The organism is Pseudoalteromonas sp. JC3, from assembly GCF_030291895.1.
Classification (GTDB): domain Bacteria; phylum Pseudomonadota; class Gammaproteobacteria; order Enterobacterales; family Alteromonadaceae; genus Pseudoalteromonas.
In genome coordinates this window covers 320,775-346,079 of the sequence record NZ_CP127856.1, presented here as the reverse complement: position 1 = coordinate 346,079, position 25,305 = coordinate 320,775, and the positions used below count along the sequence as shown (strand labels likewise).

Below are 25,305 nucleotides of genomic sequence, written 5' to 3'. Positions count from 1 at the left end.
CCATGAATCGTCACGACTATCTTGCATCTTACTTTAATGAGCGTGAAGGCATTCACGTAAGCAATGAGTGCAGTAAATTCGACAAAATGAGACTCAGTCCATTTCGGTTCTTCCGTGGTAGTGCCGCGCTTATGTATAAGGACTTACTGGAGCAACAATTACAGTTACCTGAAGCGGCCACCAGCCTGCCACTCACCTACGTAATGGGCGATTGTCATACGGGCAATTTTGGCTTTCATAGTGAAGAAGGCAGCCACGGCGATACCCTAATTTTTGAACCTAATGACTTCGATGACGCCTGCGTCGGACACGCTGTATGGGACCTGTTTCGCTTTTTAGTGAGTTTACCGCTTACCCAACTAGAAGGTGGGCGTATTCAAGAGCAAGCTCAGGATATTAAAGACCGAAGTAAACCTTTGGTCAGTAAAGAGCTAGTTGCCCAAGCACAATTGGACTTTTTACACAGTTACCTAAAAGCCTGTCAGTTGTCGCTGGAGCATAAGGTCGATAGCAACACAGGCTTAACCGAATTTGATAATAATCATATACTGCATAAACGATGGCAAAAAGGGTTGCAAAGAATGGCGGGTGGCGCCGCGTTTACGATAAAAAGCACGCTCGCAAAGGAAATCGACCTCAGCATTAAGCCGCTACGTTTTCGCGAAGACAAACTGAAGTTTAAGCAACTTGACCCCGATTTAAAAGAAAACCTTATTCATCACTTCGCGCCCTATGTTGATGACGAAATTTTAGATTGTGTTGAGCGTATCGACCAAGGCACAGGCTCATTGCATCTGAGCAGATATTATTTGTTGGTTGGCCCAAACGTACAAAAGCCCACTAAAGATATTTTGCCGCTATGCCACATTGTGGAGGTAAAACAACAGCAACTCGCTTCGCCTCTTGCTTACTTTGCAAGTTTAAGCCCTGTGAATCGCTTAGATCCCGCACACTTAACCGTCAACAGTCAAAGAAAAATGCAGCGCCGTACCGATCTCATTTTAGATAATGCACTGTGGCAAGGCAGTCACTGGCTGGTACGCTCGCGCCATCATGCTCGCGTTGGTATAGACCCAGAAGACATCACCATCGGTAAACGTGCAGCGACTAAGTCGGGCTTTAGCCAATATGCAGAAGCTTGCGGTGAAGCACTTGCCCTTTCACATATGCGAGCAGATAGACGCTCCTTACAATTTCAAGAGGATGCCGTAGCCATTTTGCCTAGTCTCATCGATGAATTGGTCAAATCGGCCAGTCATTACAGCGAGCAAGTCGTAGCCGATTGGCGTTGGTTTTGCGAGCAATCCCAGAGCTAAGCTGTTACGCACTCAACTTGCTTTTGCTTTGGAATGTCTACAATCAGACCATCCTCTGCAATGATGAGTGCATTGCTAAAGTGCAACTTGGCCTCTTCAATAAGAGGCTGCAGCATGCCCTCGCCATGATAGCGCACGCTAAAATGAGTGAGCGCGAGCATCGGCACTTGATGTAATTGTGCAAATTGAGCGATGCGCTTGGCATCGCTATGTCCTGTATGAAAACCTACTTTATGAAGATCAGCAGCGGTAAAGGTAGCTTCATGAACAAGCAAATCGACCCCTTTTATCATCTGCGATAGCAAGCCGGGCTTTTCGTTATCACCACAAATTATTACAACTCGAGGTTGCCAACTATAAAAACTGTAGTCATCTGAGGTTAAAAGTCGGCCTTGGTATTCTACGTCTTGACCCTTTTGCAACAGGTTGTAGTGGCCGCCAGACGCAATGCCATCTTGCTGGAGTTGGTCTATTTTTAACTTGCGAGGAATGCACTTTTCCGTGAGCTTATAGCCAGCACTGGGCACTCTGTGTTGTAGCGCTATGGTTTCGATATCGCAACTTTCAAGCGGTAGCTTATCGTTTATTTCTTCAAGGGCGATGGTGATTAAGTCAAAACTTAGTCTCACCTCTGTCAGTGTAAAACAGCTTTGCACAAACTGAATAACGGCCCTCGGCGCAATTAATTTTAGCGGCGCTTTGCGAGAGTTTAATGCCATGGATGAAATGAGTCCGGGTAATCCATAGCAATGATCCCCATGAAGATGGGTAATACAAATCGCTTCGAGATGATATAGGGTTAACTCACTGTGCAGCAGCGCATGCTGGGTTGCTTCGGCGCAGTCAATTAGTACCCAGGCTTTGGTATTTTCAAAGCTTACTGCCGCTGCCGACATATTACGTTGTTTAGATGGGCTACCTGAAGAAGTGCCAAGAAAATGTACTTTCACGCCAAAACCGTTTACTTTTTAAGTGGGTATACCATTGTAACGAATAAATAACGTATTAGCGAAGCGCGCGTGCTCGCCTTGCAACGTAATCTCTAAGGAGAAGATGATGAATTTGATACCTTCGGACAGCATGATCTTAGTGATCGATATTCAAGAAAAATTTCGTCCTCATATTGAGGTATTTGGCGATATCGAGCGCCAAGTAACCACCCTACTACAAGCTGCAGAACATTTGACTGTTCCCGCACTGATTTTTGAGCAATATCCCAAAGGGCTTGGCCATACAGCACCGAGTTTACTTGAATTTAATCTCCCGGTTATCGAAAAAACCGCGTTTAGTGCTTACCACGTTGAATCATGCAAACAAGCTATTCAAGAATATAAACGCGACACCATCGTCGTGGTTGGCCTCGAAAGTCATATCTGTGTACAACAAACCGTCAATGACCTGCTGGCGGACAATTTCAACGTTGTAATAGTTGCCGATGGTATTTGCTCACGCAATCCAAAACACACTGATTGGGCGCTAATGCAGATGCAGGCAGATGGCGCACGCTTTTTGGCTTTAGAGTCTATTTTATTTCAGTGGCTAAAATCAGCCAAAAATGAGCAATTTAAGGCAATTTCAGCGTTAGTTAAGTGATCGGCTATCACAGTGAAAGCGTATTCCAAGTATCGAGGTGAACAATGAAAAATGAATTAGATAGCAAGTTCTTGTTAACGGTGTTCGAGCATATTCAAAAGCACGGTGAAGTAACCGAAGAAGGTAAACGCTATGAGGGCATAGTGGCCTATTCAGATCCAGATGGTTACACCATATACCTGCAAGGCAGTGGCGTGTTACTGCGCTCTGGGTTTCATAATACTTATCACTTGGATTATGAACAAGATAAGCACAAAGACGATTTTATTAAGAAGCTAGATTACATTTTTAAAGAGGCGAATGAGTAGCTTATATCCAAATACCAACCGAGGACGTCGCGTTAGACGTCCCCACCCTGAAAGCAAACAAACCCGCACATATGTAAGTAAGGTCGTCGAAGCGCTCAGGGAAAATCCAAGTAAACTCAAGATAATCAAACAGAACTGCGATGAATTTCGCCAGCAACGCTTTTTAAAACGTGGATTTTTGCTCGCCATTGAGCGCTTTGATTGGGTGTTTGCGGTGGACGATGATGTAGAGCGAATTTGCCAGCAGATCCTCGCCGACGACTACATAGGAAAACGCCTACGCCGCTACCCTTTATTGTTTAAGGGTGTGTTAGATGATTAACCTCGTTTGGCTCAAACGTGACTTAAGAGTGTCCGACCATAGACCACTTTACGAAGCGTGTAATAATGGCAGACCAACCCTGATATTGTATGTTATCGAACCTGAATACTGGCAGCTCCCCGATACCAGCGAAAGACAATTTCAATTTTTGAAGGAGTCGCTGCTAAGCCTTGCAGAGCAGCTGCAGCTTTTAGGTGGCACGCTGACGATTCGCCAGGGTGATATCATTGAAATACTTGAAAAGATCCATCAGCACATCGCGATCGCAACCCTTTATTGCCATCAAGAAACGGGGAATACATGGACATTTGAGCGCGATTTGCGTGTTATTGCCTGGTGCAAAGAACGACACGTATCGTATGAAGAATATCGCCAACAAGCCGTATTTAGGGGAAAAATTAATCGTGATAAGTGGCAACAGCAAGCCGAGGACTGGCTGCAAAGCGACTGCCTACCAACGCCTTCAAAAATCAATCCACTGCTGCAACAGCATAGTGGTATTGCACTTTTAAATGACTACCCTGGGAATGACAGCAACTCAGCCCCAAAGCCACAATTAGGTGGACTCAAAGCCGCGCAGCAAACCTTGAATAGCTTTTTTAATCATAGGATAGACAACTATTTATTTGGTATCTCAAGCCCGGTAAAAGCCGTAACCAGTAGCTCCAGACTCAGTCCGTATTTGGCCTATGGCGTGCTAAGCCTCAGGGATGTGTTACAACAAACTCTTGAATTAAATGTTGACTCAAAACGCAATAAGAGCGGTTTCTTATCACGGCTTTACTGGCATAGCCACTTTGTGCAAAAGCTCGAATCAGAACCGCTTTATGCTGAGCGCGCTGTGCATGCATCCTTAATTGATATGCGTGCGAGTGAATTTAATACGCAACGTTATGAACTTTGGGCTCACGGCAACACGGGCGTCCCCTTTATTGATGCCTGTATGCGAATGCTGATCGCCACAGGCTGGATAAACTTTCGCATGCGCGCAATGTTGATGGCGTTTTCAAGCTATCATCTATGGCTTGATTGGAAACAACCAGCAGCAAGACTTGCCACTCTATTTATAGATTATGAACCTGGGATCCACTATCCTCAGGTACAAATGCAGTCAGGCACTACTGGGATAAATCCGTTTCGCATCTATAACCCCATAACGCAGGGGCTAAAATATGATCCAGAAGGCCAATTTATTCGCCGCTACATTCCTGAGCTTAATCACGTTCCAACGCATTACTTGCATACACCTTGGTTTTATACCAGCTTAAAAGAAGACCAATATCAGCGCCCTGCTATATTACCCGATGACGCAGCAAAAATTGCCCGTGAAAAAATCTCCGCATTTTATAAGCAACATCTAGATAAAGATGAAACAGGCAGAGTGCTTCATACTCACGCTTCAAGGCGTCGCTCAAGTCGTGGACGCAAAAAACAAGCAAGTTCTGATAAAAATCAGCTTAAGCTATTCTAACTGATCCGTTTTTGCACAATGTTCCGCCTTTCACCCTAAAAAGAGGACAAATAGCCGCTTAAGCATGATCTCATGTAAAAAAAATGCTAAGGTTGCGCCATTTTTTGGAACTGAGAATTTAGCTATGTCAAATGCTGTAGAGACGCAAGCTGATAGTCAGGACCAACAGGGGCAAAAAGGGGGATTATTCAATCGCTTCTTGGCAACTGTTGAGTTCTTAGGGAATATGCTTCCCCACCCTATTACTTTGTTTGCAATGTTTTGTATCGCCATCGTGGTATTTAGTGGTATTGCCGATTGGATGGGGCTATCTGCCATCGATCCTCGCCCAGAAGGCTCCGCAGGTCGCGACCCCGACGGTGTCATTGAAGTCGTAAGCTTAATGAGTGCAGAGGGTTTGCAACGCATTGTGACTGGTCTTGTGACTAACTTTACTGGCTTTGCACCACTTGGCACCGTACTTGTTGCATTACTAGGGGTTAGTGTTGCAGAACACTCAGGCATGCTATCAGCTGCAATGCGCGGCATGGTAATGGGCGCTTCAAAACGCCTTGTTACGTTCATGGTTGTATTTGCTGCTATCTTGTCTAACACCGCATCAGAACTTGGCTACGTTGTACTTATTCCGCTTGCCGCAATGATTTTCCATAGCCTTGGTAGACATCCGCTTGCCGGTTTAGCCGCTGCATTTGCTGGCGTATCTGGTGGCTACAGCGCAAACCTATTGCTTGGCACAATCGATCCGCTATTAGCTGGTATTACGACGCCTGCTGCGCAGATGATTGACCCAACTTACCAAGTAGGACCTGAAGCGAACTGGTACTTCATGATGATTTCAGTATTCCTAATTGCCATCGTGGGAACCTTAGTCACTGAGAAAATCGTAGAGCCACGTTTAGGGAAATACGACCCTAAAGAAGCCAGCGTTGATTTAAGTGAAAACAATATCGAGAAGCTTTCTGCAAAAGAAAAGTCTGGCCTTAGATGGGCTGGTTTATCGCTACTCGTAGTGAGCATTCTGCTTGCATTAACCATAGTACCTGAAGATGGTATTTTACGTCATCCTGAAACAGGCGAAGTGGCGGGTTCACCATTTTTAAAAGGGATCGTGGTATTTATCTTCGTAACCTTTGCTATCCCGGGTTTTGTGTACGGCCGTGTGGTTGGCACCATGAAAAATGACCGCGACATTATTGATGCAATGAGTAAAAGCATGAGCTCTATGGGCATGTATATCGTGTTGGTATTCTTTGCCGCTCAGTTTGTTGCATTCTTTAAGTGGACAAACCTAGGTACAATCCTTGCAATAAATGGCGCAGCACTATTGCAGGCGCTAAACCTAACTGGCCCTGAAGTATTCGTACTGTTTATATTCATGTGTGCACTAGTTAACCTAAGCCTTGGTTCATCATCAGCTCAATGGGCTGTCACGGCACCGATATTCGTTCCAATGCTTATGCTTATCGGCTATGCGCCGGAAACCATTCAAGCAGCGTACCGTATTGGAGATTCAGTTACTAACCTTATCACTCCCATGATGAGCTACTTTGGTTTGATATTAGCGGTTGCGACGAAATACAAAAAAGACATGGGTATAGGTACATTAGTAGCGACTATGTTGCCGTACAGCATGTTCTTCTTTATAGGTTGGGTAGCACTATTCTACGTGTGGGTATTTGGCTTTGGTCTACCAGTTGGACCTAACTCTCCTATCTACTACAATCCGTAGCTAATACTTTAAAATTATCTAAATGCCAGCATTTGCTGGCATTTTTATTTGTGAAAACCTCAACCCTCACCTAAGGTTGAATAGGAGACAGCGAAGAAGGAGCCGATTTTGGATACCAATAACATTGCAATTATTACATTGGTATTAAACTAACTTCACGTGATCACTGTTATTTTATGCCCTGTTCCTGAGTGATACACGTGACCTAACATTAGGTGAATTATGTATACACTCTTTTACTATCCACAAAGTGCGAGCCTTGCGCCTCATATTTTATTAGAACTCATTGGTGAGCCTTATCAACTTGAACTGGTGGATATCAAAAAAAACGCCAACCGTAGTGCACAATACTTAAAACTAAGCCCTGCCGGACAAGTACCAGCCCTCGTTGACGACGACTTTACCTTATTTGAAAGCGCTGCAATTTCTCAGTACCTTGCTGAAAAGCACATCGACAAGCAGCTTATCCCAACTGAGCTAAAACTAAAATCACAGTGCCTGCAATGGATGCATTTTATGAGCGCTTCTATTCACAGCGACTTATTGATGTATACCTACCCAGAACGACACACCCAAAGTGCTTTAATGTATGACGACCTTATTCGCTCGCAGCAAGGTCGACTGGAAGAAGGGTTTGGTATTATTGATACCTTACTTGCAGACAATCATTACCTGTTTGCAAATCAATTTACGCTGTGCGACAGCTATTTATTTATGCTTTGTGAACGTGCGAAGACATTTTTAGAAAAAACGCCTTCGCTTAAGAATTTACGCCGCTATTATCGCCAAATTGCGGCAACACCAGCTATTAGCAAAGCTTTAGAAATGGCTGAGCTTTAGCCTGAACGATTAACGTTAATAAGTACAATACCGGTCAGCACAGCAATCACGCCCACGACTTTTTGCAGGTTAATAGGCGTATAAGGTACACCAAAGAGACCAAGCTGACCGATCACCATAGCTACCACCATTTGACCACACAAGTAATAAGCCATAAGGTTACCTATACCCATTTTAGGAATTAAAAAATAACAGAGTCCCACCCCTGTTGCACTTAGCACCCCACCTAAACACCACAAGTACCAAGGCACCGCTTTTAGCTCTGAGGTTGCTGGCAGCACGTTATCAGATACCCGAAAGGCAATAAAGGCATAGAATGCGCTGACGGTAAACGCCACTCCAGCTGCCAATATCGGACTTTTTAATAAGCCGCCAAGTTGTGCATTCATGCTTGCCTGCACCGCAATTGCACCACCTGCAAAAACGGCTAATATGGCAAAAATCATAGTCATACCTCAAGATGCAGCAAGTCTCTCGATTTCCTTACTTTGCTTGTATTCGCGTTCACATCCGTACTGTCACGAATGCCAATTGGCGCAATTAATACCGTGCGTAAGTTTAAGGATGAAAGACCCAATACGTCATCGTAGGCAACCTTATCGATACCGGTCATTGGGCAAACATCAATTTCCATACTGGCGGCTACCAGTAGTAATGTACCGAGGGCCAAGTGAGCCTGCTCAGAACACCAGCTATATTGAGACTCAAAGTCCATGGTGTGTAGCGCGTCTTTCATACCCAATTCCATCTGCGCATAGACAAGCTCATCAAGGTTTCGATTCTCCTTAAAGTCTTGAATGTAGCGCTCTACTTGGCTATCTAAAGGTGACATATCCGCAGCAAAAACTAATAGATGGCTATTATCAAGCACTTTTTGTTGCCCATACGAATGCGGTAGCAATGCTTTTTTCATCGATAGCTTGGATATTTGAATAATCTTATAAGGCTGTAAGCCAAATGCTGAAGCACTCAACCCCGTCAGTTCGATTAACTTATCTACTTTGTCCTGAGCAATGGTTTGCTCAGAAAATTTGCGGACGGCGTAACGCCAATTCAATAACGATTCTAGTTGCGTAGTATGCATAAGTTGCTCTCCATTATGTGTTGAGACAACTTTAACAAGGTGAAGAGCTTGGCTCATTTACCTATGTAAACGAACCTGAATTTTTTAACGATTTTCTTATTCGGCTTAACTGTGTAGGAGTGATCCCAAGATGGGACGCTAAATGGTATTGTGGTACACGCTCAGCAAGTTCTGGCTGCTCTTTTAAAAATGCGAGATAGCGCTCCGTGGCATCTAACTGCACCATATAAAGCTCTCGCTTATCCTTTTCTAACAACCAGTTCTTTTCAAGATACAGTATTTGAAATCGCATTAATTCCGGATTATCCATTAATAGTGCTCTAAACTGCTTGAAATTGATTAGGACTACCTGTGATGTTTCAAGCGCTTGGATCCCTTGATTGGCGGGCTCTTGGCGATGTAGAGCATGCATCACACCAGGAAACTCCCCCGCCACAAAAAAACGCTTATTGTATTCCTGCCCAGCAGTATTGGTGTTTACTAATCTAACTAACCCTTGATGTAAAAATGCAAAAGTAGTCAGATACTCTCCTTCTTTGTAAAGCCACTCATCTTTCGCAAGTAGTTTGATGCTGGTGATCGCAGCAATAGCGGACCAGGTGTCTTGAGAAAGCGGGTAATAGGCGTCTACTGCTTGTTTTAATCTTGTTAGTGCATCCATGAGTTATAGCTTTATGATATTATTCGGATTAACTATTCCTATTTGCAGTGTCTATGTCAATCTCTAGCCATTACCAAGCACAAATTGAATGTGGAAATCTTACTCCTGATGCAGCGCAGCAAGCTGCAATTTCAGCTTTAGATGCCCTTTCTCGTTCACTCGCTAGTGGTCACTCGAATAAAGGCATCTATTTCTATGGCCCTGTCGGGCGTGGCAAGACAATGCTGATGGATTGGTTTTATGAATTCACTGACGTCACAGACAAAACTCGCCTACACTTTCATCACTTTATGCAACAGGTGCATAAAGAGCTCAATCAAATTCAAGGTGTGAGAGATCCTTTAAAGCGCATCGCCCAAAATTGGGCAGAGCAAACATCGTTATTGTGTTTTGATGAATTTTTTGTCACCGATATTGGCGATGCCATTATTATGGCGAGATTGTTTGAAGCCCTTTTTGAAGATGGCGTGACCTTAGTTGCAACCTCCAATTGCCACCCAACCGAGTTATACAAAGATGGACTACATAGAGACCGTTTTGAGCCAACAATTGCGCTGCTTATAAGTCACTGCGATGTCATATCTGTATGTGGTGAGACGGACCATCGATTTAGCAAAGGTACAACGGCAAACCACTACTTCGTCAACGATAAACAAGCATTTTGGGACGCCTTTACTAATGTAGGTGGCATATTCAAACCGGGCATCCTTGAAATTAATCATCGTCTAATTAACGTGCTTGGCGCAAATGAAAGCGTCGTATGTTTTGATTTTATGGAGATCTGCTCAAGCCCACGCGCTACCAATGACTATATTGAGCTTGCACAGCAAGTTAGCTGTATTTTTATCTCTGAGTTACCGCTACTGGGTGTTACTCCAGAGAATAAAGATGTAGCGCAAGGAACTGAGGAAGGCTATATCCGCCCAAATAACTCAACGCAACCTAGGATTGGCGACGATGAGGCCAGACGCCTGATTGCGCTTATCGATGAATGTTACGAAGCCAAAGTACCGGTTGTTTTTTTGGCCGCTGCGCCCATATCGCAAATCTACCAAGGTGAGCAACTGGCATTTGCTTTCGCTCGCTGCATTAGTCGAGTGACAGAAATGCAAAGTTGGTATCTTAGCGCCTACTGAGCTTACAATTTTTATAATTGTATAAATTACAAACGAGTGCTAACCTGCTGCAAATAATAATAAAAAGTATGTTTCTATGAAAAAGTTTCCCTTGTCAGAGAGTACTGGCGACAGTGACTAATCAACAAAAACAAGCTCAGCCCTTTATTCCTGACTCTTTTATGCCACCAACGAGGGTTAGCACATCCCATTTTTCTTTTACCGTGCTCAATGAGAAAATTGCGATAGTAGATTATGAGCTGGTGATGGCTAATCAAGTACGCTTGCAAGGCATATTTGGTCCGAATTCAGACTGGCCGAAAGCTACTATGACTTATGAGGAAAACATTGCGAGTTTAGCCACCCACAAGGAAGAATTTATGTCGCGAGCGGCATTTGCCTATGCGGTTTACACCAGACACAGTGAAAAGTATATCGGTTGTGTCTATATCGATCCGCCACAATCTTCAGATTTTGATTGTGATGTCTATCTATGGATAGGAGCAGAAGATATCACATTGGATAACCTAGTCTATCAAACAATTACTCATTGGTTAAAAACGGCATGGCCATTTTCTAAACTTGCATTTCCCGGTCGAAACGTTGCATTCAATACAGAGTAAAAAACAATAATTTAAGGAAAATCATAATGAAAGTTCGATATGCACTGCTGCCACTCATGCTGGTTTCAAGTCTTTGCTCCGCAGAAGCACTGAGCAACAAGGTTAACGCTTACTTCGAGGCACAAAAAGCCGTTGAACACCAATATTCAAAAGAGTCTGATGTTACTCACCTACTTACGCTTTTAACGCCAGATGCCTCATTCGAGCACCCTCGCTTTAATGCCGTATTGTCAAAAGAAGAGTATAAGAAAGGCTTACTCAGCTATCTAGGCCAATACGGAAAATGCGATATCGAAGTCACAAACATCATTGAAGGCCTTAATGCGGTGACCGTTGAGTATCTACATCCTTGCGTTGATCAGCAAGGTAACACGGATGAAAAAGAAAATAAGCAAAAGCTTATGACAGTGTTTGAGTTTAGCGGCGAAAAAATAAAGCGTATTCGCCACTATTTTTAAGTGGCAATAAATACTCAAAAAATAGACCACATCGATTACCTAAGTGGCCTATTTACGCATTTTGATTATCACTCACCAAGTAATTTAGTTAGCCGCTCTTTACGAGCAACAAAGACATCGTAGCCACCATCACCCTTCGATGACAATGCCAGCGCTTTGTTTACTTGCTGTAAAGATGCTTGGTATTGTTTGTCGGTTTCATAGCCATATGCTAAGCCGTTGTAGGCATCTGCATTATTTGGATAGCGTGAAACGCCAAACTTAAACAACTTAATTGCTTCTTTCACGTTACCCATGCTTACGTGGTAATAGCCAAGCTCTCTGATCACTGCTTCCTGTGGCTCAAAAACCTCGCCATATTGAGCAGACAGTTGTTGATAATACTTAGTAATAGAGCTCAATTCACCGGTATACGCACGAGCAGGCATTTGAGTTGGCAAAAACAGCTTTTGATACGCGCTAAACATACCAGCTGCAGACACAAGTCCATGAGGAACATTGTCGTAAGCCTCACTGAAAAAGCGCAAATCATGTGGTTGATTTGCTGCTAGAAAGCGTGCCATATCATCGTATCTTTCGCGCATCACGCCACCTTCCTCACCAATTGTGATATATAGAAAGTTATTTAGTTGCTTCGTTTTGGAAATAAATGCTTTGGTACTCTTTGCTGTCGCGCCAAAGTTCCACCATACCGCTGGGCTATAAGCAATATGCGCTTGAAATAGCTCAGGCTTTGCCTGCAAAGCATAAAGCGCAAAAGTACCCGCTGCAGATGCACCTGCAATGACTTTAAAATCATGAGTGCGATAGGTCTGGTTCACATAAGGAATAAGTTCAGTCTCGATAAACTCTAAAAACTTAGGTGCCCCGCCGCCAATATCCATAGGTCCTGCAGGCTCTTTATTCTTAGTTGGATAAAGATCTCTTAACCTGTCTGTATTTTCGATTGCAACAATAATAACTTCAGGTGCGGCAGAAACGTTTGCTCCTTGCAAACGCTCAAGTACAGCGGTCATCAACGGAAGGTTGCCTTTACCATCAAGGCGATAAATCACAGGGTATTTTTTATTGGGGTTGGTGTGATAATTTTTGGGTAGTTGAATTGTAAAAGTTCTCTTTTCATCAAGTACTTTTGACATCAAGGTTTTTGTTTGTTGCTCATATTCTTGCTTTGTCTTTTCTTCGGACTCTGCCATCGCAGCTACCGAAAAGAAAGCCGCTAAAGTCACAGCAAACAAGCACTGAACTGCCTTACCAATTCTCATTATTATTATTCCATTTAGTTGATTTCACTAACAAAGCTAGCATAATGGTTCAGGAATTGATAGCACCCCATGTCCCTCTTGTTGCTAGCTTACTTTTTAGATAGTCAGCGCATACACTTAAACGGAGAAATACAGCAAGGCGGCAATCACAAAGAAAACAACAATAACGCTGCTGCAGTTACCATTTCTGCCACTTCCTTTTAAGATTTGGCCTAAAAAGCGTTCACTTACGCGATGGTTACTTAACTAAACCATCGACGTTTTTATCCAATACACTATAAATGGCTTTCATGGCGGGATCGACACCATTGAAGTAGCTTGCAGAGTCCGGCAATACCGGCATATGTGGAGCAATCCAAATACGGTGGTCTTCTGCGCGAGAAGTTTGGTGAAACTGCGACGAAACGAGTCCAAACACCCCACTGAACGGTAAACGGAACCTTCCAGCTTCACCAATATGATTTGGCCGAGAACCACTTGGCTCTCCAACCAATATGGCATTGGTAAAGCTATCAATATTGGTCAAGAGGTTTTGCGCTGCAGAAAAGGTATTACGTCCCATCACTACAAATAACTTGCCTTCTGGCTTTGCCGCTTCAAAATAAATAAGTGCCTTTAGTAATGGTGGTAAGATGGAGCCATTGCCACCACTATTATGTCGTAAATCCAGCACCAAGTGATTTACTTCACCGTCTTTTATTGTCTCTATCAACTCCGCACTAAATTGCGCTAGCGACTGCGTTTTCATCTGTGCAACGGCATTAAATTGCACGTACAAAACCTCATTGCTTTTATCCACTTCGTACCAATAAGGTTTATTGACGTTTTGCAGATATTGTGGGCTTTTTTGATGATTTTCTGGCAAAGTCGGAAAGCCGCGAAACTCGAATGATTGGCCACTAAGGCGAATGGTCTTTTGCGCGCTCTGCGCATTTTCTACCGTGATAGACACTTCATTTGACGCATCGATCAACTCTAGTCCAGCGAGTACTTCGGGCATGGCGAGATAATAAGGCGCAAGCCAAAGCTGCTGCATTTCATTATCTCGCGGATTAATCTCGGCAACTTTCGCCATTGCATCTGCGGTTGGTGTTTTCGCAAAGGCTGTAACTTTATAGCCGATTAAATCACTAAACTCAGCTTCAGCATCAACAATGTAAAGGCCATCGGTAAAGGCATAAAACTGCACTGGCAAACGAGTAAAATTCCCTTTTTCTCCGAAGGTCGGTACGATAAAGTTATGCCCGTTACCAAGCCTGCCTATCATTTGCATCATACCGAAGACAATTTGCTGATCAGTTAACTTGGGTATATCTGAGCGCAAATCATTTGCCAACGTAATTAAATCCGGGTTGTTACTTGCCTGTTCGTTAACATGCAACCGCTTAATTTCTGAGAGTAAGAAATCTAAATCTGCATTCCACTGCTGATCCCGAGTGAGCGAAGTGTCTTTATAGTTACCTGTAAGACGCTGAAATTGCATATTATCTTTGATGGAGTCGAAAACGCCTTTATTTGCTAAGCTACTGCGTTCGTCGTACCGCGCTGACAAAGACTTACTCAGCCACTGATTAGCTTCATCCACTTTACCTAGTGCAGCATACGCGCCTGCAATCTTTATCATAATGTCATTTGAGGGGCGCGAACCGGTAGGAATATTGGTTAGGTTTACACCCAGTGACAACGCCTTTTTCAGCGCAATGATAGCTTGCTCATAATGCGCTAATTGTATTTGCGTTAATCCCAATAGATACCAAGTGTCTCCGTCATCTTGATACGACTTAGTAAGCTTTTGCAGTTGTGGTAACGCCTGCTGCCAATTTTTGCTACGTACCAACGCTAGTGCGTTGATCCGTGTATTTAGGTAATCCACTGGGGATTTAACATCTAGTTGCTGTGCAACATGCACTTGTTCGCTCGTTGATGTCAGCACCCGAATAGGTTCAGCCTTTGCAGGCTGCGCGATAAACAAACTACTAAAAGTCAGGTAAGTGGCCACATGAGTGAGAAAACTTGAATACATCATCTTTATCCTTGTTATCGATTTAACTCCAGATTACCTATAACGACTTTATATAGCGTGCAATATCAGGATTTTGTACTTCCAGGACTTTTAAAAAACAGTCAGAATTAAGCATAAGCAATTGTTTAATATACTTATATTAATTTTGAAAATTGACTTGGAGTGTAACCCGTTTGCTTTTTAAAAACACTGTTAAACGAGGATTTTGAGTTAAACCCAGCATTCATTGCGAGCGCTAACAAGTTGGGCGTTGTTTGCTTTTCGCACTGTAGTTGCTGTTTTACCTCATCGACCCGCAGGCTATTGATATACTCATTAAAGTTGTAACCACCACAAGTATTGATGGCCCAAGAGATATCCTTTACCCCAAGTCCAATAACCTCAGCAACGTCGTGAATAGTCAGGCGTGGCTGTCGATATAAATAGTGCTGCATAATCGTGTTATGAATTGCATTGAATATCTCGGTTGGATCTTCTGACTGTTTGTCCACCTCATTGAACGTTATTTCTTGGGCTTGCGTTATAGAATCTTCGAGGTGTGGTTGATTGTGTACTTTGACAACTAGGTAAAGATTAATTGCAAGTAACCAAACTAAGTCAATAAAATACCAGAGTGCTTTAGTGCTGATGTCGTTGTATGTTTGCATATTGAGTCTAACCAAATCCACCAGAGCAAAGATCACAAACAAGACAACCGTTGTTCTTATCCATTGTAAATCGCACGTGTTGACGTCCGCTCTGATCTCCGCGGATGCTTGCTGGTAAAAGCCAACAAGTTGCACCGTAAAAGCAAAATAAATCAACTGACTGACAGTGCCAAACGCAATCACAAGCTGGGTGTATTCAGTAAATGGAAGCGCCAGCAAAACAGGTAAGAAATGTACTAATCTTCGCTCTTGCTTATCCCGATTAGCATGCAGTAGATTTTTAAACAGAAAATAGACTAAAGGCCCAGTAGCTAGGGTAAATACAGGCGTGATAAGTAAATAGCTTCTAGCCCCTAACGCTTCTTCAGCAAAATTGGTTGTCATCAGCACACATTGACATAACAAATAGATGACGAGCATTCTTGCGCGTGGTTGATTGGCAAAAATTAACATTGCGAGGAGATAAGCCCCAAGAGAGGCGAGTTGGATTACATTAACTGGAACAATGTGAAATGACTGAAGCACAAGCCGTATTTTTATAATTATTTTTCGCTATTGTACGCCACATTGGCTAAAAACAACAACGCCAGCGTGCTAGCTGGCGTTGTAAATAAAGCAAAAAAACAATTTTACTTCTTCTTTTGCTGCTTACGTACATTTGCAATACGAGAGCGGTTTTTTAATCTTGCTTCTGCACTTGCTTGATTCGAAGGCTTATTCACCCGCGCCTTACGACGTTGATGCGCGGGTTTCTTCTGGATAGTTTCAACCAGTCTTTCACGATTTGCCACTTCGTAGCCCGGCAGATAATAGCGTGAAATTTGCTGCTCAATTAACTGTTCAATATGAATAAGGTCAGATTCTTCTTCGCGGCTTACAAAGGTGATCGCATAACCAAACTGACCTGCACGACCAGTTCTTCCGATGCGGTGAACATAATCTTCGGCAAGATAAGGCACATCGTAGTTAACCACGCGTGGCAGGCCAACGATATCCAATCCGCGAGCTGCGACTTCGGTTGCAACCATAACGCGTACTTTGCCTTCGGTGAACTCTCTTAAAGCGCGACGACGAGCGCCTTGAGTTTTGTCGCCATGACATACATTTGCATCTATACCATCAAGCTTTAACTCTTCAACTAGCTTGTCCGCGGTTTCTTTCATATTGACGAACACCAGCACTTGTTGCCAGTTTTTGGTCCCGATCAGCTCAGATAGTAACTCGCGCTTACGTTCTTCTTTAACTGGATAAACAACGTGGCGAACCGTGTCGGCTGTACTATTTTCTGGCGTCGCTTGGATTAACTTAGGGTGTTCCAACACTTGTTTCGCGAACTGCTTCATTGCCGACGGGAAAGTTGCAGAAAACAACAATAGCTGCTTTTGCTTATCCACCAGCTCAATGATTTTTTGCATGTCGGTGATAAAGCCCATATCTAACATGCGGTCAGCTTCATCTAACACTAAGTGTTTAACGTTACTTAACGTGACATTACCTAGGCGGATATGATCTAACAAGCGTCCAGGGGTTGCCACTAAAATATCCACGCCCTGCTTTAAGCGCTCAGCCTGGCCATTGGCGTTAACTCCGCCAAACAGTGCCTGCACTTTTAAGTCTGTGTACTTAGCAAATGTCGCACAGTTGTTGGCGATTTGCTCGGCAAGCTCACGCGTTGGCGCCAAAATCAACGCTCTTGGCGTCGACTGTGCTTCAGCCTCAAGCAATTTTTGGATGATAGGTAATGCAAAAGCTGCGGTTTTCCCTGTTCCAGTTTGCGCTGTTGCGAGCACATCACTACCTTGACGGACAGCTGGGATAGCCGCCTGTTGAATTGGCGTTAATGTATGAAAATTGATGTCTTGCAGCGCATCTAAAAGAGGCTGTGCGAAACTAAATGAAGAAAACGTTGCCATAATAACCTACGACCGAGTCAAAAACGGTCGCAGATTATAAATGACAAACCGACTTTTAACAAAACTTAAGCAAGGTTTCGTCAATTAATTTTGGTGTCGAGCCAACAAAGTCACTTTCTTTTAACTGAGAAAGGAGTTCAATCCCCTCTTTTTGCTGTGCTGGCGACAGTGGCACATAAGGCAATCTAAATACCGGTTTGACTGCGCCAGTCATAATTAAAGCTGAATTGATAGCAATTGGATTTGGTTCGCAAAAGAGCCAGTTCATTAACGGTTGCAAAGACTGGTTAAGCGCTTGGTTAGGCGTGTCCATCAATTGCCTGAACAAGCCCGGAATAATGTTTGAAGCAACAGAAATAACGCCATGAGATTGGCTGTTATGACGGCTATCGTGGGCTTGATCATCGTTACCTGACCAACACGCAATGCCTTTCGCTTCATAGTGTGCGATACGCTCATCACCCGCACATTCTTTCATACCAACAAAATGCTTGTGGCTGGCCAGCGGCTCAATGATATCAGGCGTAATGTCTTGTCCCGTTCTGCCAGGCACGTTGTAAATAAAGCCAGGACCGATTTCCAAGACTTCTTTCAAGTGTGCCTTCACACCCGCAATTGAGGTTTTACCATAATACGGGTTTATTTGTAATGCACAGTGCATACCTGATGCAAACCCATATTCAGTCGCTTTTTTTGCTTCTCTGGTGTTATTGCTGCCAGTGTTACCAACAATCAGCAGTTTATCGCCAAACTTATTCGCAGAATGGGCAATGAGCATTAAGTGCTCTTCCCAATTCATCAGTTGGCCTTCACCCGTGGTGCCACCGACAACAATACCATCGACACCGCCGGCGATTTGCGCTTCGACTAGCTTGTCGTAAGTATCTAAGTCAATTTCACCCGCCATTGTGTAAGGGGTTTTAATAGCGGTAATTAAGCTTGCTTTTTTTATTGATTGGATCTGATGCATGGTCTTTCTATTACTCTTCCAGTTGACAGCCATTTTTACCATAAATCTGACTGAGATCCGACCCATAAACCTGAGTAAATCGGTTAAATCTAACGAAATTTAACTTTAGTGCTTGTTATTTGCGTAAAGATCCAGCAAAATCAAAAACACTGTATATTTATCCAGTTTAATTTTATGGGACTGACACATTTTCTAAATACGCACTTTTATACCACTTTGGAGCTGAGCAGCAGCTTAAAGATACCTGAAGAACAGCTCTTAGAATGGCAACAAATGAGCCTATTCCCAAATCCGAGTTATAGTATTCAAAATCAAATTAAGTGTAGTTCGTACTTTGGCCTGTACGAATGTGAAGAATATACTGATTTTTATGCCCGAGGCCTACTCAATTGGGGGCAACTGTTACTTAAACATAAAGTAGATCAATCAAGTAGTGCATTTGAGTTATTTCAACAGCGTTACTGTGAAGCACTTACGAAATGTATTGAAAAAGGCTTTTACACCGAAGATCCAAGCTTTAGTGATGACCTTACAGAGCATGTACAGCAAGTTTGGCAACAGTTCTTATGTGGCAAGTATGGGGTGATCAGCCAAAATGGTCTCGTAGAGGAAGCGCTTTATATTGACCTAGGCCGCGCGATTATCGACGACATTACAGAAGCAAGAACCGCCAGCAGCATTGCCCCAGAGCAACGTATTCAAGTACATAGCGCCATGAAGCTACTAAACAAAGCATTGGCAGCCAATACTCAAGCTGAGCAAACAGAATCGCTACGCACTCGATACATTGACCAATTGATTAGTAAGTACGACTTATCAATCAAATAATCTGCAGTCTGGCGCACAACCGTTTCGCCAGACAATCTATGCGTATTTATATTTGCTGTTCTATGTGCGCACGAATTATCTCAAATGCTTTTAAGACCTTTAACTGATCTTTACATAAGCTGTCGTACCAAGCATCGAACAGTTCATCATCTTGCTCACTGAGCGTTTGATACTGTGCCAGTAGTGTCACTATGTCACTATGTGTGCAAGAGAGTGTGTCTAATTCTTGCTGTAACGCGCTGTCATCGCTGCTGTGAAGCTTAGCCAAAATTGAGTTATCTAACTCAGCATGTTTATCCATAATAAATGCTCTATATCTGTATTGCGTTAGCGAACAAAGTACTTTCGCGAACGTACTAGGTTTTAATTATTTGCTAGACCTCTCTCATTTAGTGAAGGTTATTAACCGTTAAGCCAGCCTCAATTGGATCTCACTCTTTTATCTCATATCTATCAAACCAACAGGCTTACATCGATAGCTATATTCCAAAAAAGTCTATTCGCTACTATTCCGGTTAGGTGTCAACACCAATATGACTACTTGAGAAACTATCTAGAACTAGTTATATCAGGCAATTTTAAGGAAAGTAAGCCCCTTTTAATCAACTGCTCAAGATGCATTCAGTTTAGTTCCGCATGCGTCGACAAATTAGGCGTATCGCGCTAAATAGCGGCAACGACAAATTAGTTGTTGAGAATAGTTTTTATTTGATTTATATTGATACAATATAACAACACATTATTTAGGAGTCGTTGTCGTGAAACCCAATATCCACCCTGATTATCAACTTGTTGCCTTCCATGATACATCGGTTGATAAGTACTTTATTGTTGGTTCAACCATTAAATCAGACAGAACCGTTGAACTAGATGGTAAGACTTACCCTTACTTCCCAATTGACGTCTCTAGTGCATCTCACCCTTTCTACACTGGTAAACAGAAGTTGGTGGCAAGTGATGGTCGAGTTGCACAATTTAACCGTCGCTTTAAGAACCTTGCGACTAAAAAAGGATAAACCAGATGAAAGTACTGAGCTCACTCAAAAGCGCTAAAAATAGACCGGGGTGCCAAGTCGTAAAAAGACGCGGTCGGGTTTACGTAATTTGTAAATCTAATCCGCGATTTAAAGCGGTTCAAGGTAAAAAGAAGAAGAAACGTTAAAGGTCAAAATAAGTACGTTTTAAAGGTGGGCATTGCCCACCTTTAAACTAAAAGGCTAGTCTTTTGCTTCCCACAATGAGAATTCGCCTAGTTGAATTAGGCGTCCGCTAGCGCCGCCAATTCCACCGCCTTCACGGGTATGCTCAAGTTCCAAACGATACTGGGTATACGCATTTGGACTCTCGATAGCAAAGCTATAGTATTCCATCGTATTAGGTAGTTCGTTGAACTGTTGAGTATCTAGCGTAATCCAATTCGTACCGTCATTTGAGCCCTGTAGCTGCCACGCATTAGGAAAGCGATGAGGGTTGTCTCCCGCTGTCGCTAATGAGTAGTATTTTGCTGTTTTAGCGCTGTCAAACACATAGTTAACCTGGGCCTTATCAACCTGCTTTATCGGCAACAAGTCAGGTGCATATTGTGCAAGCCAAGCAGGGGCTTCCAACACCACATTAAATTTAGAGGTAATATTTCTATCATTAAGCTTGTCTGCCCCCTCATTAAAAGGCACAAGTGCAGTTCCGTTTGTTGTTACCTGAGTGCTAGTGGGTGCAAAGTTCTGATAGCCAAGTGGTACTGGTGGTAACTTACCGACGCTTGCAAGGTAGACTTGATACTCTTCAAATACTGCATCAATGCCACGTTGTTCACCAAATATAGACTTAAAAGCGGTGTCTAAACTCCACGCATCAAGCGTTTTTGCTGCCGCATTAAACTTACGGATAAAATCGGTGTTACGATGACTGTTTTCTACCCACTCAAAGAAGAATGCTGTTTGATCGTAAGCATCAACATTGTAGTGTTCCATCCAGCGAACTCCACCGCGTCTATGCTCTAAGTAACCAGCATCTATTCGAATAAAGTTAGCTAGCGCTTCAAGATAGGTGTGATAATCCGTGCCCGGACGATATTCTCCTTCAGCCGGAACGTTGTTGTAACCATGGGTCAGCTCATGCCACAGCACGCCAATAACTTCGTTACGGATAGCCTCATCTCCAAGACCCTCTAGGTTGGCGATGTGCTTAACATCAAACCTAAGCTCCATAAATTTGCCTTCACCGGCCTTTGAAGCCGGCGCATCAAAGTCTCCGGTAATAAAAGTAACGTGCTCAAAAACGTTGATTTCGGTTACATTATTAAACAAGCGCTTGGCAATCTTCAATGAGATCTCATGAATAAGGGCATTTAGGTCTGGTACTGCACGTTCAAGCGCCAGCTGTCCTGGGTGCTCTGGTAGTTCCTTTTTCACTTCGATTACAGGCTCTGGAAACCCAGCCCATGGCGAGGCTGGCTCCCACACACGGATAAAGTCTTGCTGAACTAATGTCGCTTCCCCTTTGTCGTTACTCGCAACCAGTGTAATGGTTTTTGGCCCTAAAGCTTCAAACTTAACCAATGGGCTTTGCTCTGTACTTGTCGCAGGAATACCACCTTCAAACGTCCACTGCCAGCTAGTCGGGTTAACCAACGACTCATCTCTAAAAACAATATACTCAGAGACTTCAGGAGTCGTGTTTGTCGCATTAAATGCGACGATAGGAATATCCGATACCGTTTTGATTTCGAGTTCCGCTAGTTGCGTAATATCAGCACCATAGCTATCTGTACCACCATGTACTAAATCAAATTTGAAGTAGCGATACTTTTCGCCGCTTTCGGCCAATTCAAAATTGCGAGTCAGTCCTCGAGCAGAGAATACTTCTCCCGCTCTTGAGTCCAGCTCAATCCACTCAGCTTTATCATTTGAGCCATATACGACCCACTGTTTTGGATCTCGGTTTGCTTCATCGTTTGCTGACGTAAAGCTATATTCTCTAAGTTCAATCTCTGTCGCGGCTTTAAACACTACAGTGACGTTTGACGCAAAAGCCAGGAATTTTGTACTCGTGTTAGCGTCGATAAGTTTGTCGACACTTTCACCTGCGGGCGAGGCTTGTACACCATCCGCTAAAATAGCCTCAATCTCAACCCCAGTATCTGAGGTGATATTACGCAATGCGCCAGAGTCTGGCTGCCCGGATGATTGAGTTTGCTCTGGCTTATCACGTTCAACAAATTCAGACCCATCATTACAGCCTATTAGTGTCGCAGCAACGGCCATTGCCACCGTTGATAGCATTAATTTTCTCATTTCGTTACCCTTTATTATTAAAATTGGTAGTTAACTTTTAGTAAGAACTCACGCCCATTCGTGTCATAATTACCCGCTTTATAAAATGGGTAACCTCTAAACGAGTCATCTTGAGGCGGCATCGCATTTAATAAGTTTTGAACCGTAAACATCACTCGCGTATTGTCATTGATGTAATGGCCAATGGTTAGGTTATGCTTTATCCATGCAGGTAACTTTTCTCTTTGACCAAAATCAGCACCGTTCCAATTTTTTCCTTTATAATTTACCTGCCATGAAATTGCGGTCTTTTCCAACTGCCAAGTCAGGTTAAACGATGCCATATCTTTGAAGTTATAGTTATCTTGACTGTCTAGCACATCCTCAAGCGGATCTTCGGGACGAAGCTTTTCTTTTTTCTTTAAAACATGGCTGTAATCAAGCTTATAAATAAACTCACCAAGCTCTGACTCAAACGTGCCCTTCACACCAAAGTTGACGCCGCCATGCTGCCTTTCCGCGGCGTTTATATAACCTTCTCTGATAATTGCTGCGGTGTACGGTAACCCTTTTTTCGTGTTCCCTAACCAGTCGGTTGCCAGACCATCTTGATCAAAACGCTGTACTCTGTCTTGCATATTGGCGCATTTAGCAGAAGATGAATCAATTAAGCCGTTTTCACACTTCCAGACATTATCAAGAATTTCGCCAGACCCAAGTCGAGTAATTTTGTCTTTTAAGACAATGTCATAAACATCAACATTGAATGACAGCTCAGGGGAGTACTCATACACAAGACCGAACGTTAATGAATGACCAGACTCTTCTTTTAAAGTTGGATCGCCTGCCGAGATTGTCTCAAAGTCAGCATCTAGCTTTGGCTCATTGCTATTTGTTGTGTCTAAGTCTGCACAGCTGATAGTTAATGCATCAGCATTATATTGAGCGGGATCCCCTGTGGTTTGAAAACGTAGACATGCATCTGCAATCACTCTGTCCGAGCCTCGTCCAAAGTTACCAGCAAACCCTTGATATACTGAGCTCATGCTAGGACCACGGAACGTTGTGCCATACGCACTTCTTAGCATCAGCGCGTCAGTAGGAGAATATTTAAAACCAACTTGATAAGTAAATGCCCCACCAACATCAGAAATATCATCATAGTGGTCATAACGCAGCGCTATTTCACTAGAGATCTGTTCAGTAATTGGGATCATAAATTCTGTCGCCGCAGCATAACGGTTACGTTCACCATCGGTGATAACGCCAGTTAGACCAACAAACTCTTTATTTAGAATTCTGCTATCGGGCGTCGCCCTCGTCCCTTCTTTCATCAGCTCAATATATGCGGCAAAAGACACAAATCCTGCTGGCAACTCAAATAAATCCCCGGACAGATCTGCGGTTAGGGTTTCATTGAACGATAAGCCATCGTAGGTTGCCCAATCAGCCATGTTATACATATTGTCTTGGGTCAGAGGTGCAAAAAAAGCTTGGTAATTTGGACGGTAGATTGGCATGCCATCAACCTCTCCCAACTTAGGGCCTTTTAGCCAGTTATTTCCTTCAACCGTGTGATGCAAGTACCTATCAGAGAAGTCGTATTGTGAACGGCTGAAGCCAACGGAGTAATAGTAATCTGCTACCTCCCCTTCAAGACCAAAACTAAATGAATAAGATTTATCATCGTATACTCGACCTAAGCCATCATTTGTATATTCTGAATCATTCACTATCCGCCACATATACTTAACTGGAGCGCCATAGCCACCAGCTTTATTTTTGATATCTGGATCCCAAAACATGGATCCGTGAATTGACTCTGCATGAGCAAAGAAGAATGGATTTCGTGCCCCTTTCTTTTCTTGATCGATATAAAATCCGTTAACAAAAAAACTGTGTTCGTCGTTGATGCTGTACACCGAGTTGATATACAAACTCATGGTTTCAACTTGGTTACGGAGCAAGTTGTTGCCGGTTTCATCCCACCCACAGCTTAGGCCGTAATCATTGCGGCTAATAAAGTGCTGAACCGCAGTCGGGTGTGGATTATCATCTGTATTACAGTACTGCGCTGAATATTGATTTTTGAACTCGGTATTCTCAGCCCATACGGTAATTGAACGATTGAGCTCTCGCTTGTTTGTTGGATCTGGATTATCCCAAACGCTGTCATGAAAAGGTCTGTCGGCACCAGTTAGCGCCTCTTCCGTCTTGTATTCTAGTGAGTAGTCAAACGTAAAGTCGTCTTGCTCAAAACCACCAACAAACGACAAGCCTTTTTTATCACCCGTACCATAAGTATCCTGGCCATAGAATGCTTCAACGACATGCTCGTCCATACCTTTTTTGGTGATAATATTGACTACCCCAGCCATCGCATCTGAACCGTAGATTGCAGAGCCTCCGCCGGATTGAATATCGATGCGCTCAACCATCGCCGTTGGCAACATATCGAGATTAACAAAATTGGTTTGGCCACCGTACGGCATTGGGTAATAAGCCAAGCGCTTACCATTAACGAGAATTAGTGTGTATTCAGGTCCAACACCTAACAGGTTTAACTCTTTGGCACCAGGTGTATAGGAGCCAGTTTCTACTTCACCGAGAACGGCACCACTGGCGGCTGAAATACTACTCAGTGCATCATACACTGTGTTAAAGCCACTTCTGACCATATCAGCGGAAGAGAGACTTTGGACATTGGTAACACCTTCAATGGCGATACGCTTGATACGAGATCCTGTCACCTCAACGCGTTCTATTTCTTCTGCTTGTTCTTCTGTTGCGGCTGTTACTGAGTTAGTTGCTACCGCTGCTAGGACAGCAGCAGCGATCAGGCTATGTTTATATATTATTGTTGTCAT

The 25,305-nt window shown here is 43.3% G+C and carries 25 protein-coding genes; 13 read left to right on the top strand and 12 right to left on the bottom strand.

Annotated elements, in window-relative coordinates; genetic code table 11:
• Window positions 1–2 precede the first annotated feature (2 nt).
• Window positions 3–1,316, top strand: coding sequence for a DUF2252 family protein (locus tag QSH61_RS20325; protein ID WP_206471962.1), 1,314 nt, complete (start codon window positions 3–5; stop codon window positions 1,314–1,316).
• On the opposite strand, the gene QSH61_RS20320 is transcribed toward QSH61_RS20325, so the two are convergent.
• Window positions 1,313–2,266 (bottom strand): ribonuclease Z, encoded by a 954-nt coding sequence (locus tag QSH61_RS20320; protein WP_206471961.1) that lies wholly within the window; start codon window positions 2,264–2,266, stop codon window positions 1,313–1,315. The genes QSH61_RS20325 and QSH61_RS20320 overlap by 4 nt on opposite strands.
• Window positions 2,267–2,369: 103 nt before the next feature.
• Between QSH61_RS20320 and QSH61_RS20315 the strand changes: the two genes are divergently transcribed.
• The 6 genes from QSH61_RS20315 (at window position 2,370) to QSH61_RS20290 (ending at window position 7,579) form a co-directional block, all read left to right on the top strand.
• Entirely contained in the window at window positions 2,370–2,909 is a 540-nt protein-coding gene (locus QSH61_RS20315; RefSeq protein WP_226899315.1) for an isochorismatase family protein, read from the top strand.
• Window positions 2,910–2,953: 44 nt separating this feature from the next.
• Window positions 2,954–3,217: a DUF3081 family protein gene (locus QSH61_RS20310; RefSeq protein ID WP_010373027.1), complete on the top strand. Its 264-nt coding sequence runs from the start codon at window positions 2,954–2,956 to the stop codon at window positions 3,215–3,217.
• Entirely contained in the window at window positions 3,210–3,539 is a 330-nt protein-coding gene (locus QSH61_RS20305; protein WP_206471960.1) for a hypothetical protein, read from the top strand. The genes QSH61_RS20310 and QSH61_RS20305 overlap by 8 nt, the downstream gene beginning before the upstream one ends.
• Entirely contained in the window at window positions 3,532–5,010 is a 1,479-nt protein-coding gene (locus tag QSH61_RS20300; protein WP_206471959.1) for an FAD-binding domain-containing protein, read from the top strand. The genes QSH61_RS20305 and QSH61_RS20300 overlap by 8 nt, the downstream gene beginning before the upstream one ends.
• Before the next feature lie 124 nt (window positions 5,011–5,134).
• Window positions 5,135–6,739 carry an AbgT family transporter gene (locus QSH61_RS20295; RefSeq protein ID WP_248298689.1) on the top strand — a complete coding sequence of 535 codons (1,605 nt, stop codon included), beginning with the start codon at window positions 5,135–5,137 and terminating at the stop codon, window positions 6,737–6,739.
• Between the two features lie 222 nt (window positions 6,740–6,961).
• The gene (locus QSH61_RS20290; RefSeq protein WP_206471958.1) at window positions 6,962–7,579 is read left to right on the top strand and encodes a glutathione S-transferase family protein; all 618 of its coding nucleotides are present in this window, start codon (window positions 6,962–6,964) and stop codon (window positions 7,577–7,579) included.
• On the opposite strand, the gene QSH61_RS20285 is transcribed toward QSH61_RS20290, so the two are convergent.
• The 3 genes from QSH61_RS20285 to QSH61_RS20275 all read right to left on the bottom strand — a co-directional run bounded on the left by QSH61_RS20285 (window position 7,576) and on the right by QSH61_RS20275 (window position 9,324).
• Complete coding sequence (locus tag QSH61_RS20285; protein WP_017216748.1) at window positions 7,576–8,025, bottom strand: DMT family transporter; 450 nt, start codon at window positions 8,023–8,025, stop codon at window positions 7,576–7,578. The genes QSH61_RS20290 and QSH61_RS20285 overlap by 4 nt on opposite strands.
• A 2-nt stretch (window positions 8,026–8,027) precedes the next feature.
• The gene (locus tag QSH61_RS20280; protein WP_206471957.1) at window positions 8,028–8,663 is read right to left on the bottom strand and encodes a nitroreductase family protein; all 636 of its coding nucleotides are present in this window, start codon (window positions 8,661–8,663) and stop codon (window positions 8,028–8,030) included.
• A gap of 61 nt (window positions 8,664–8,724) precedes the next feature.
• Window positions 8,725–9,324 (bottom strand): Crp/Fnr family transcriptional regulator, encoded by a 600-nt coding sequence (locus tag QSH61_RS20275; protein WP_206471956.1) that lies wholly within the window; start codon window positions 9,322–9,324, stop codon window positions 8,725–8,727.
• Between the two features lie 53 nt (window positions 9,325–9,377).
• Here QSH61_RS20275 and zapE point away from each other — a divergent pair, with 53 nt between their 5' ends.
• The 3 genes from zapE to QSH61_RS20260 all read left to right on the top strand — a co-directional run bounded on the left by zapE (window position 9,378) and on the right by QSH61_RS20260 (window position 11,520).
• Complete coding sequence (zapE, locus tag QSH61_RS20270; RefSeq protein ID WP_206471955.1) at window positions 9,378–10,460, top strand: cell division protein ZapE; 1,083 nt, start codon at window positions 9,378–9,380, stop codon at window positions 10,458–10,460.
• A 113-nt stretch (window positions 10,461–10,573) separates the two neighbouring features.
• Window positions 10,574–11,062 (top strand): hypothetical protein, encoded by a 489-nt coding sequence (locus QSH61_RS20265; protein WP_174169251.1) that lies wholly within the window; start codon window positions 10,574–10,576, stop codon window positions 11,060–11,062.
• Between the two features lie 26 nt (window positions 11,063–11,088).
• The gene (locus tag QSH61_RS20260) at window positions 11,089–11,520 is read left to right on the top strand and encodes a nuclear transport factor 2 family protein (RefSeq protein ID WP_206471954.1); all 432 of its coding nucleotides are present in this window, start codon (window positions 11,089–11,091) and stop codon (window positions 11,518–11,520) included.
• Window positions 11,521–11,588: 68 nt separating this feature from the next.
• Here the strand turns inward: QSH61_RS20260 and QSH61_RS20255 are convergent, their stop codons facing one another.
• The 5 genes from QSH61_RS20255 to QSH61_RS20235 form a co-directional block, all read right to left on the bottom strand.
• Window positions 11,589–12,785, bottom strand: a complete 1,197-nt coding sequence (locus QSH61_RS20255; RefSeq protein ID WP_206471953.1) for an alpha/beta hydrolase-fold protein — start codon at window positions 12,783–12,785, stop codon at window positions 11,589–11,591.
• Window positions 12,786–13,023: 238 nt separating this feature from the next.
• Complete coding sequence (locus tag QSH61_RS20250; RefSeq protein ID WP_248298688.1) at window positions 13,024–14,811, bottom strand: CDC27 family protein; 1,788 nt, start codon at window positions 14,809–14,811, stop codon at window positions 13,024–13,026.
• A gap of 131 nt (window positions 14,812–14,942) precedes the next feature.
• Window positions 14,943–15,839, bottom strand: a complete 897-nt coding sequence (locus QSH61_RS20245; protein ID WP_206471952.1) for a helix-turn-helix domain-containing protein — start codon at window positions 15,837–15,839, stop codon at window positions 14,943–14,945.
• A gap of 245 nt (window positions 15,840–16,084) precedes the next feature.
• Window positions 16,085–17,368 carry a DEAD/DEAH box helicase gene (locus QSH61_RS20240; RefSeq protein WP_010605367.1) on the bottom strand — a complete coding sequence of 428 codons (1,284 nt, stop codon included), beginning with the start codon at window positions 17,366–17,368 and terminating at the stop codon, window positions 16,085–16,087.
• Window positions 17,369–17,423: 55 nt separating this feature from the next.
• Window positions 17,424–18,338 (bottom strand): dihydrodipicolinate synthase family protein, encoded by a 915-nt coding sequence (locus QSH61_RS20235; protein ID WP_174169255.1) that lies wholly within the window; start codon window positions 18,336–18,338, stop codon window positions 17,424–17,426.
• A gap of 174 nt (window positions 18,339–18,512) precedes the next feature.
• On the opposite strand from QSH61_RS20235, the gene QSH61_RS20230 reads away from it, so the two are divergent.
• Window positions 18,513–19,166, top strand: a complete 654-nt coding sequence (locus tag QSH61_RS20230) for a DUF6058 family natural product biosynthesis protein (protein ID WP_029215798.1) — start codon at window positions 18,513–18,515, stop codon at window positions 19,164–19,166.
• Window positions 19,167–19,212: 46 nt separating this feature from the next.
• Here the strand turns inward: QSH61_RS20230 and QSH61_RS20225 are convergent, their stop codons facing one another.
• Window positions 19,213–19,467 (bottom strand): hypothetical protein, encoded by a 255-nt coding sequence (locus tag QSH61_RS20225; RefSeq protein ID WP_010373062.1) that lies wholly within the window; start codon window positions 19,465–19,467, stop codon window positions 19,213–19,215.
• 457 nt (window positions 19,468–19,924) lie between these two features.
• Here QSH61_RS20225 and QSH61_RS20220 point away from each other — a divergent pair, with 457 nt between their 5' ends.
• Both QSH61_RS20220 and ykgO read left to right on the top strand, forming a co-directional pair.
• A complete protein-coding gene (locus tag QSH61_RS20220; RefSeq protein ID WP_010373063.1) occupies window positions 19,925–20,182 on the top strand; it encodes a type B 50S ribosomal protein L31 in 258 nt (85 codons plus the stop codon).
• 5 nt (window positions 20,183–20,187) lie between these two features.
• Window positions 20,188–20,328, top strand: coding sequence for a type B 50S ribosomal protein L36 (ykgO, locus tag QSH61_RS20215; RefSeq protein WP_010373066.1), 141 nt, complete (start codon window positions 20,188–20,190; stop codon window positions 20,326–20,328).
• Window positions 20,329–20,383: 55 nt separating this feature from the next.
• Here ykgO and QSH61_RS20210 read toward each other — a convergent pair whose 3' ends face one another.
• Together QSH61_RS20210 and QSH61_RS20205 are read right to left on the bottom strand one after the other, a co-directional pair.
• The gene (locus QSH61_RS20210; protein ID WP_174169256.1) at window positions 20,384–22,459 is read right to left on the bottom strand and encodes a basic secretory protein-like protein; all 2,076 of its coding nucleotides are present in this window, start codon (window positions 22,457–22,459) and stop codon (window positions 20,384–20,386) included.
• Window positions 22,460–22,476: 17 nt separating this feature from the next.
• Window positions 22,477–25,305 carry a TonB-dependent receptor domain-containing protein gene (locus QSH61_RS20205; protein WP_174169257.1) on the bottom strand — a complete coding sequence of 943 codons (2,829 nt, stop codon included), beginning with the start codon at window positions 25,303–25,305 and terminating at the stop codon, window positions 22,477–22,479.

Coding starts and splice junctions, on each gene's coding strand:
- QSH61_RS20260 (WP_206471954.1), top strand. CDS start 11,089: ATGAAAGTTCGATATGCACTGCTGCCACTCATGCTGGTTTCAAGTCTT.
- ykgO (WP_010373066.1), top strand. CDS start 20,188: ATGAAAGTACTGAGCTCACTCAAAAGCGCTAAAAATAGACCGGGGTGC.
- QSH61_RS20300 (WP_206471959.1), top strand. CDS start 3,532: ATGATTAACCTCGTTTGGCTCAAACGTGACTTAAGAGTGTCCGACCAT.
- QSH61_RS20305 (WP_206471960.1), top strand. CDS start 3,210: ATGAGTAGCTTATATCCAAATACCAACCGAGGACGTCGCGTTAGACGT.
- QSH61_RS20245 (WP_206471952.1), bottom strand. CDS start 15,839: ATGACAACCAATTTTGCTGAAGAAGCGTTAGGGGCTAGAAGCTATTTA.
- QSH61_RS20255 (WP_206471953.1), bottom strand. CDS start 12,785: ATGAGAATTGGTAAGGCAGTTCAGTGCTTGTTTGCTGTGACTTTAGCG.
- QSH61_RS20230 (WP_029215798.1), top strand. CDS start 18,513: ATGGGACTGACACATTTTCTAAATACGCACTTTTATACCACTTTGGAG.
- zapE (WP_206471955.1), top strand. CDS start 9,378: ATGTCAATCTCTAGCCATTACCAAGCACAAATTGAATGTGGAAATCTT.
- QSH61_RS20225 (WP_010373062.1), bottom strand. CDS start 19,467: ATGGATAAACATGCTGAGTTAGATAACTCAATTTTGGCTAAGCTTCAC.
- QSH61_RS20310 (WP_010373027.1), top strand. CDS start 2,954: ATGAAAAATGAATTAGATAGCAAGTTCTTGTTAACGGTGTTCGAGCAT.
- QSH61_RS20290 (WP_206471958.1), top strand. CDS start 6,962: ATGTATACACTCTTTTACTATCCACAAAGTGCGAGCCTTGCGCCTCAT.
- QSH61_RS20280 (WP_206471957.1), bottom strand. CDS start 8,663: ATGCATACTACGCAACTAGAATCGTTATTGAATTGGCGTTACGCCGTC.
- QSH61_RS20210 (WP_174169256.1), bottom strand. CDS start 22,459: ATGAGAAAATTAATGCTATCAACGGTGGCAATGGCCGTTGCTGCGACA.
- QSH61_RS20250 (WP_248298688.1), bottom strand. CDS start 14,811: ATGATGTATTCAAGTTTTCTCACTCATGTGGCCACTTACCTGACTTTT.
- QSH61_RS20205 (WP_174169257.1), bottom strand. CDS start 25,305: ATGACAACAATAATATATAAACATAGCCTGATCGCTGCTGCTGTCCTA.
- QSH61_RS20295 (WP_248298689.1), top strand. CDS start 5,135: ATGTCAAATGCTGTAGAGACGCAAGCTGATAGTCAGGACCAACAGGGG.
- QSH61_RS20285 (WP_017216748.1), bottom strand. CDS start 8,025: ATGATTTTTGCCATATTAGCCGTTTTTGCAGGTGGTGCAATTGCGGTG.
- QSH61_RS20325 (WP_206471962.1), top strand. CDS start 3: ATGAATCGTCACGACTATCTTGCATCTTACTTTAATGAGCGTGAAGGC.
- QSH61_RS20315 (WP_226899315.1), top strand. CDS start 2,370: ATGATGAATTTGATACCTTCGGACAGCATGATCTTAGTGATCGATATT.
- QSH61_RS20240 (WP_010605367.1), bottom strand. CDS start 17,368: ATGGCAACGTTTTCTTCATTTAGTTTCGCACAGCCTCTTTTAGATGCG.
- QSH61_RS20235 (WP_174169255.1), bottom strand. CDS start 18,338: ATGCATCAGATCCAATCAATAAAAAAAGCAAGCTTAATTACCGCTATT.
- QSH61_RS20275 (WP_206471956.1), bottom strand. CDS start 9,324: ATGGATGCACTAACAAGATTAAAACAAGCAGTAGACGCCTATTACCCG.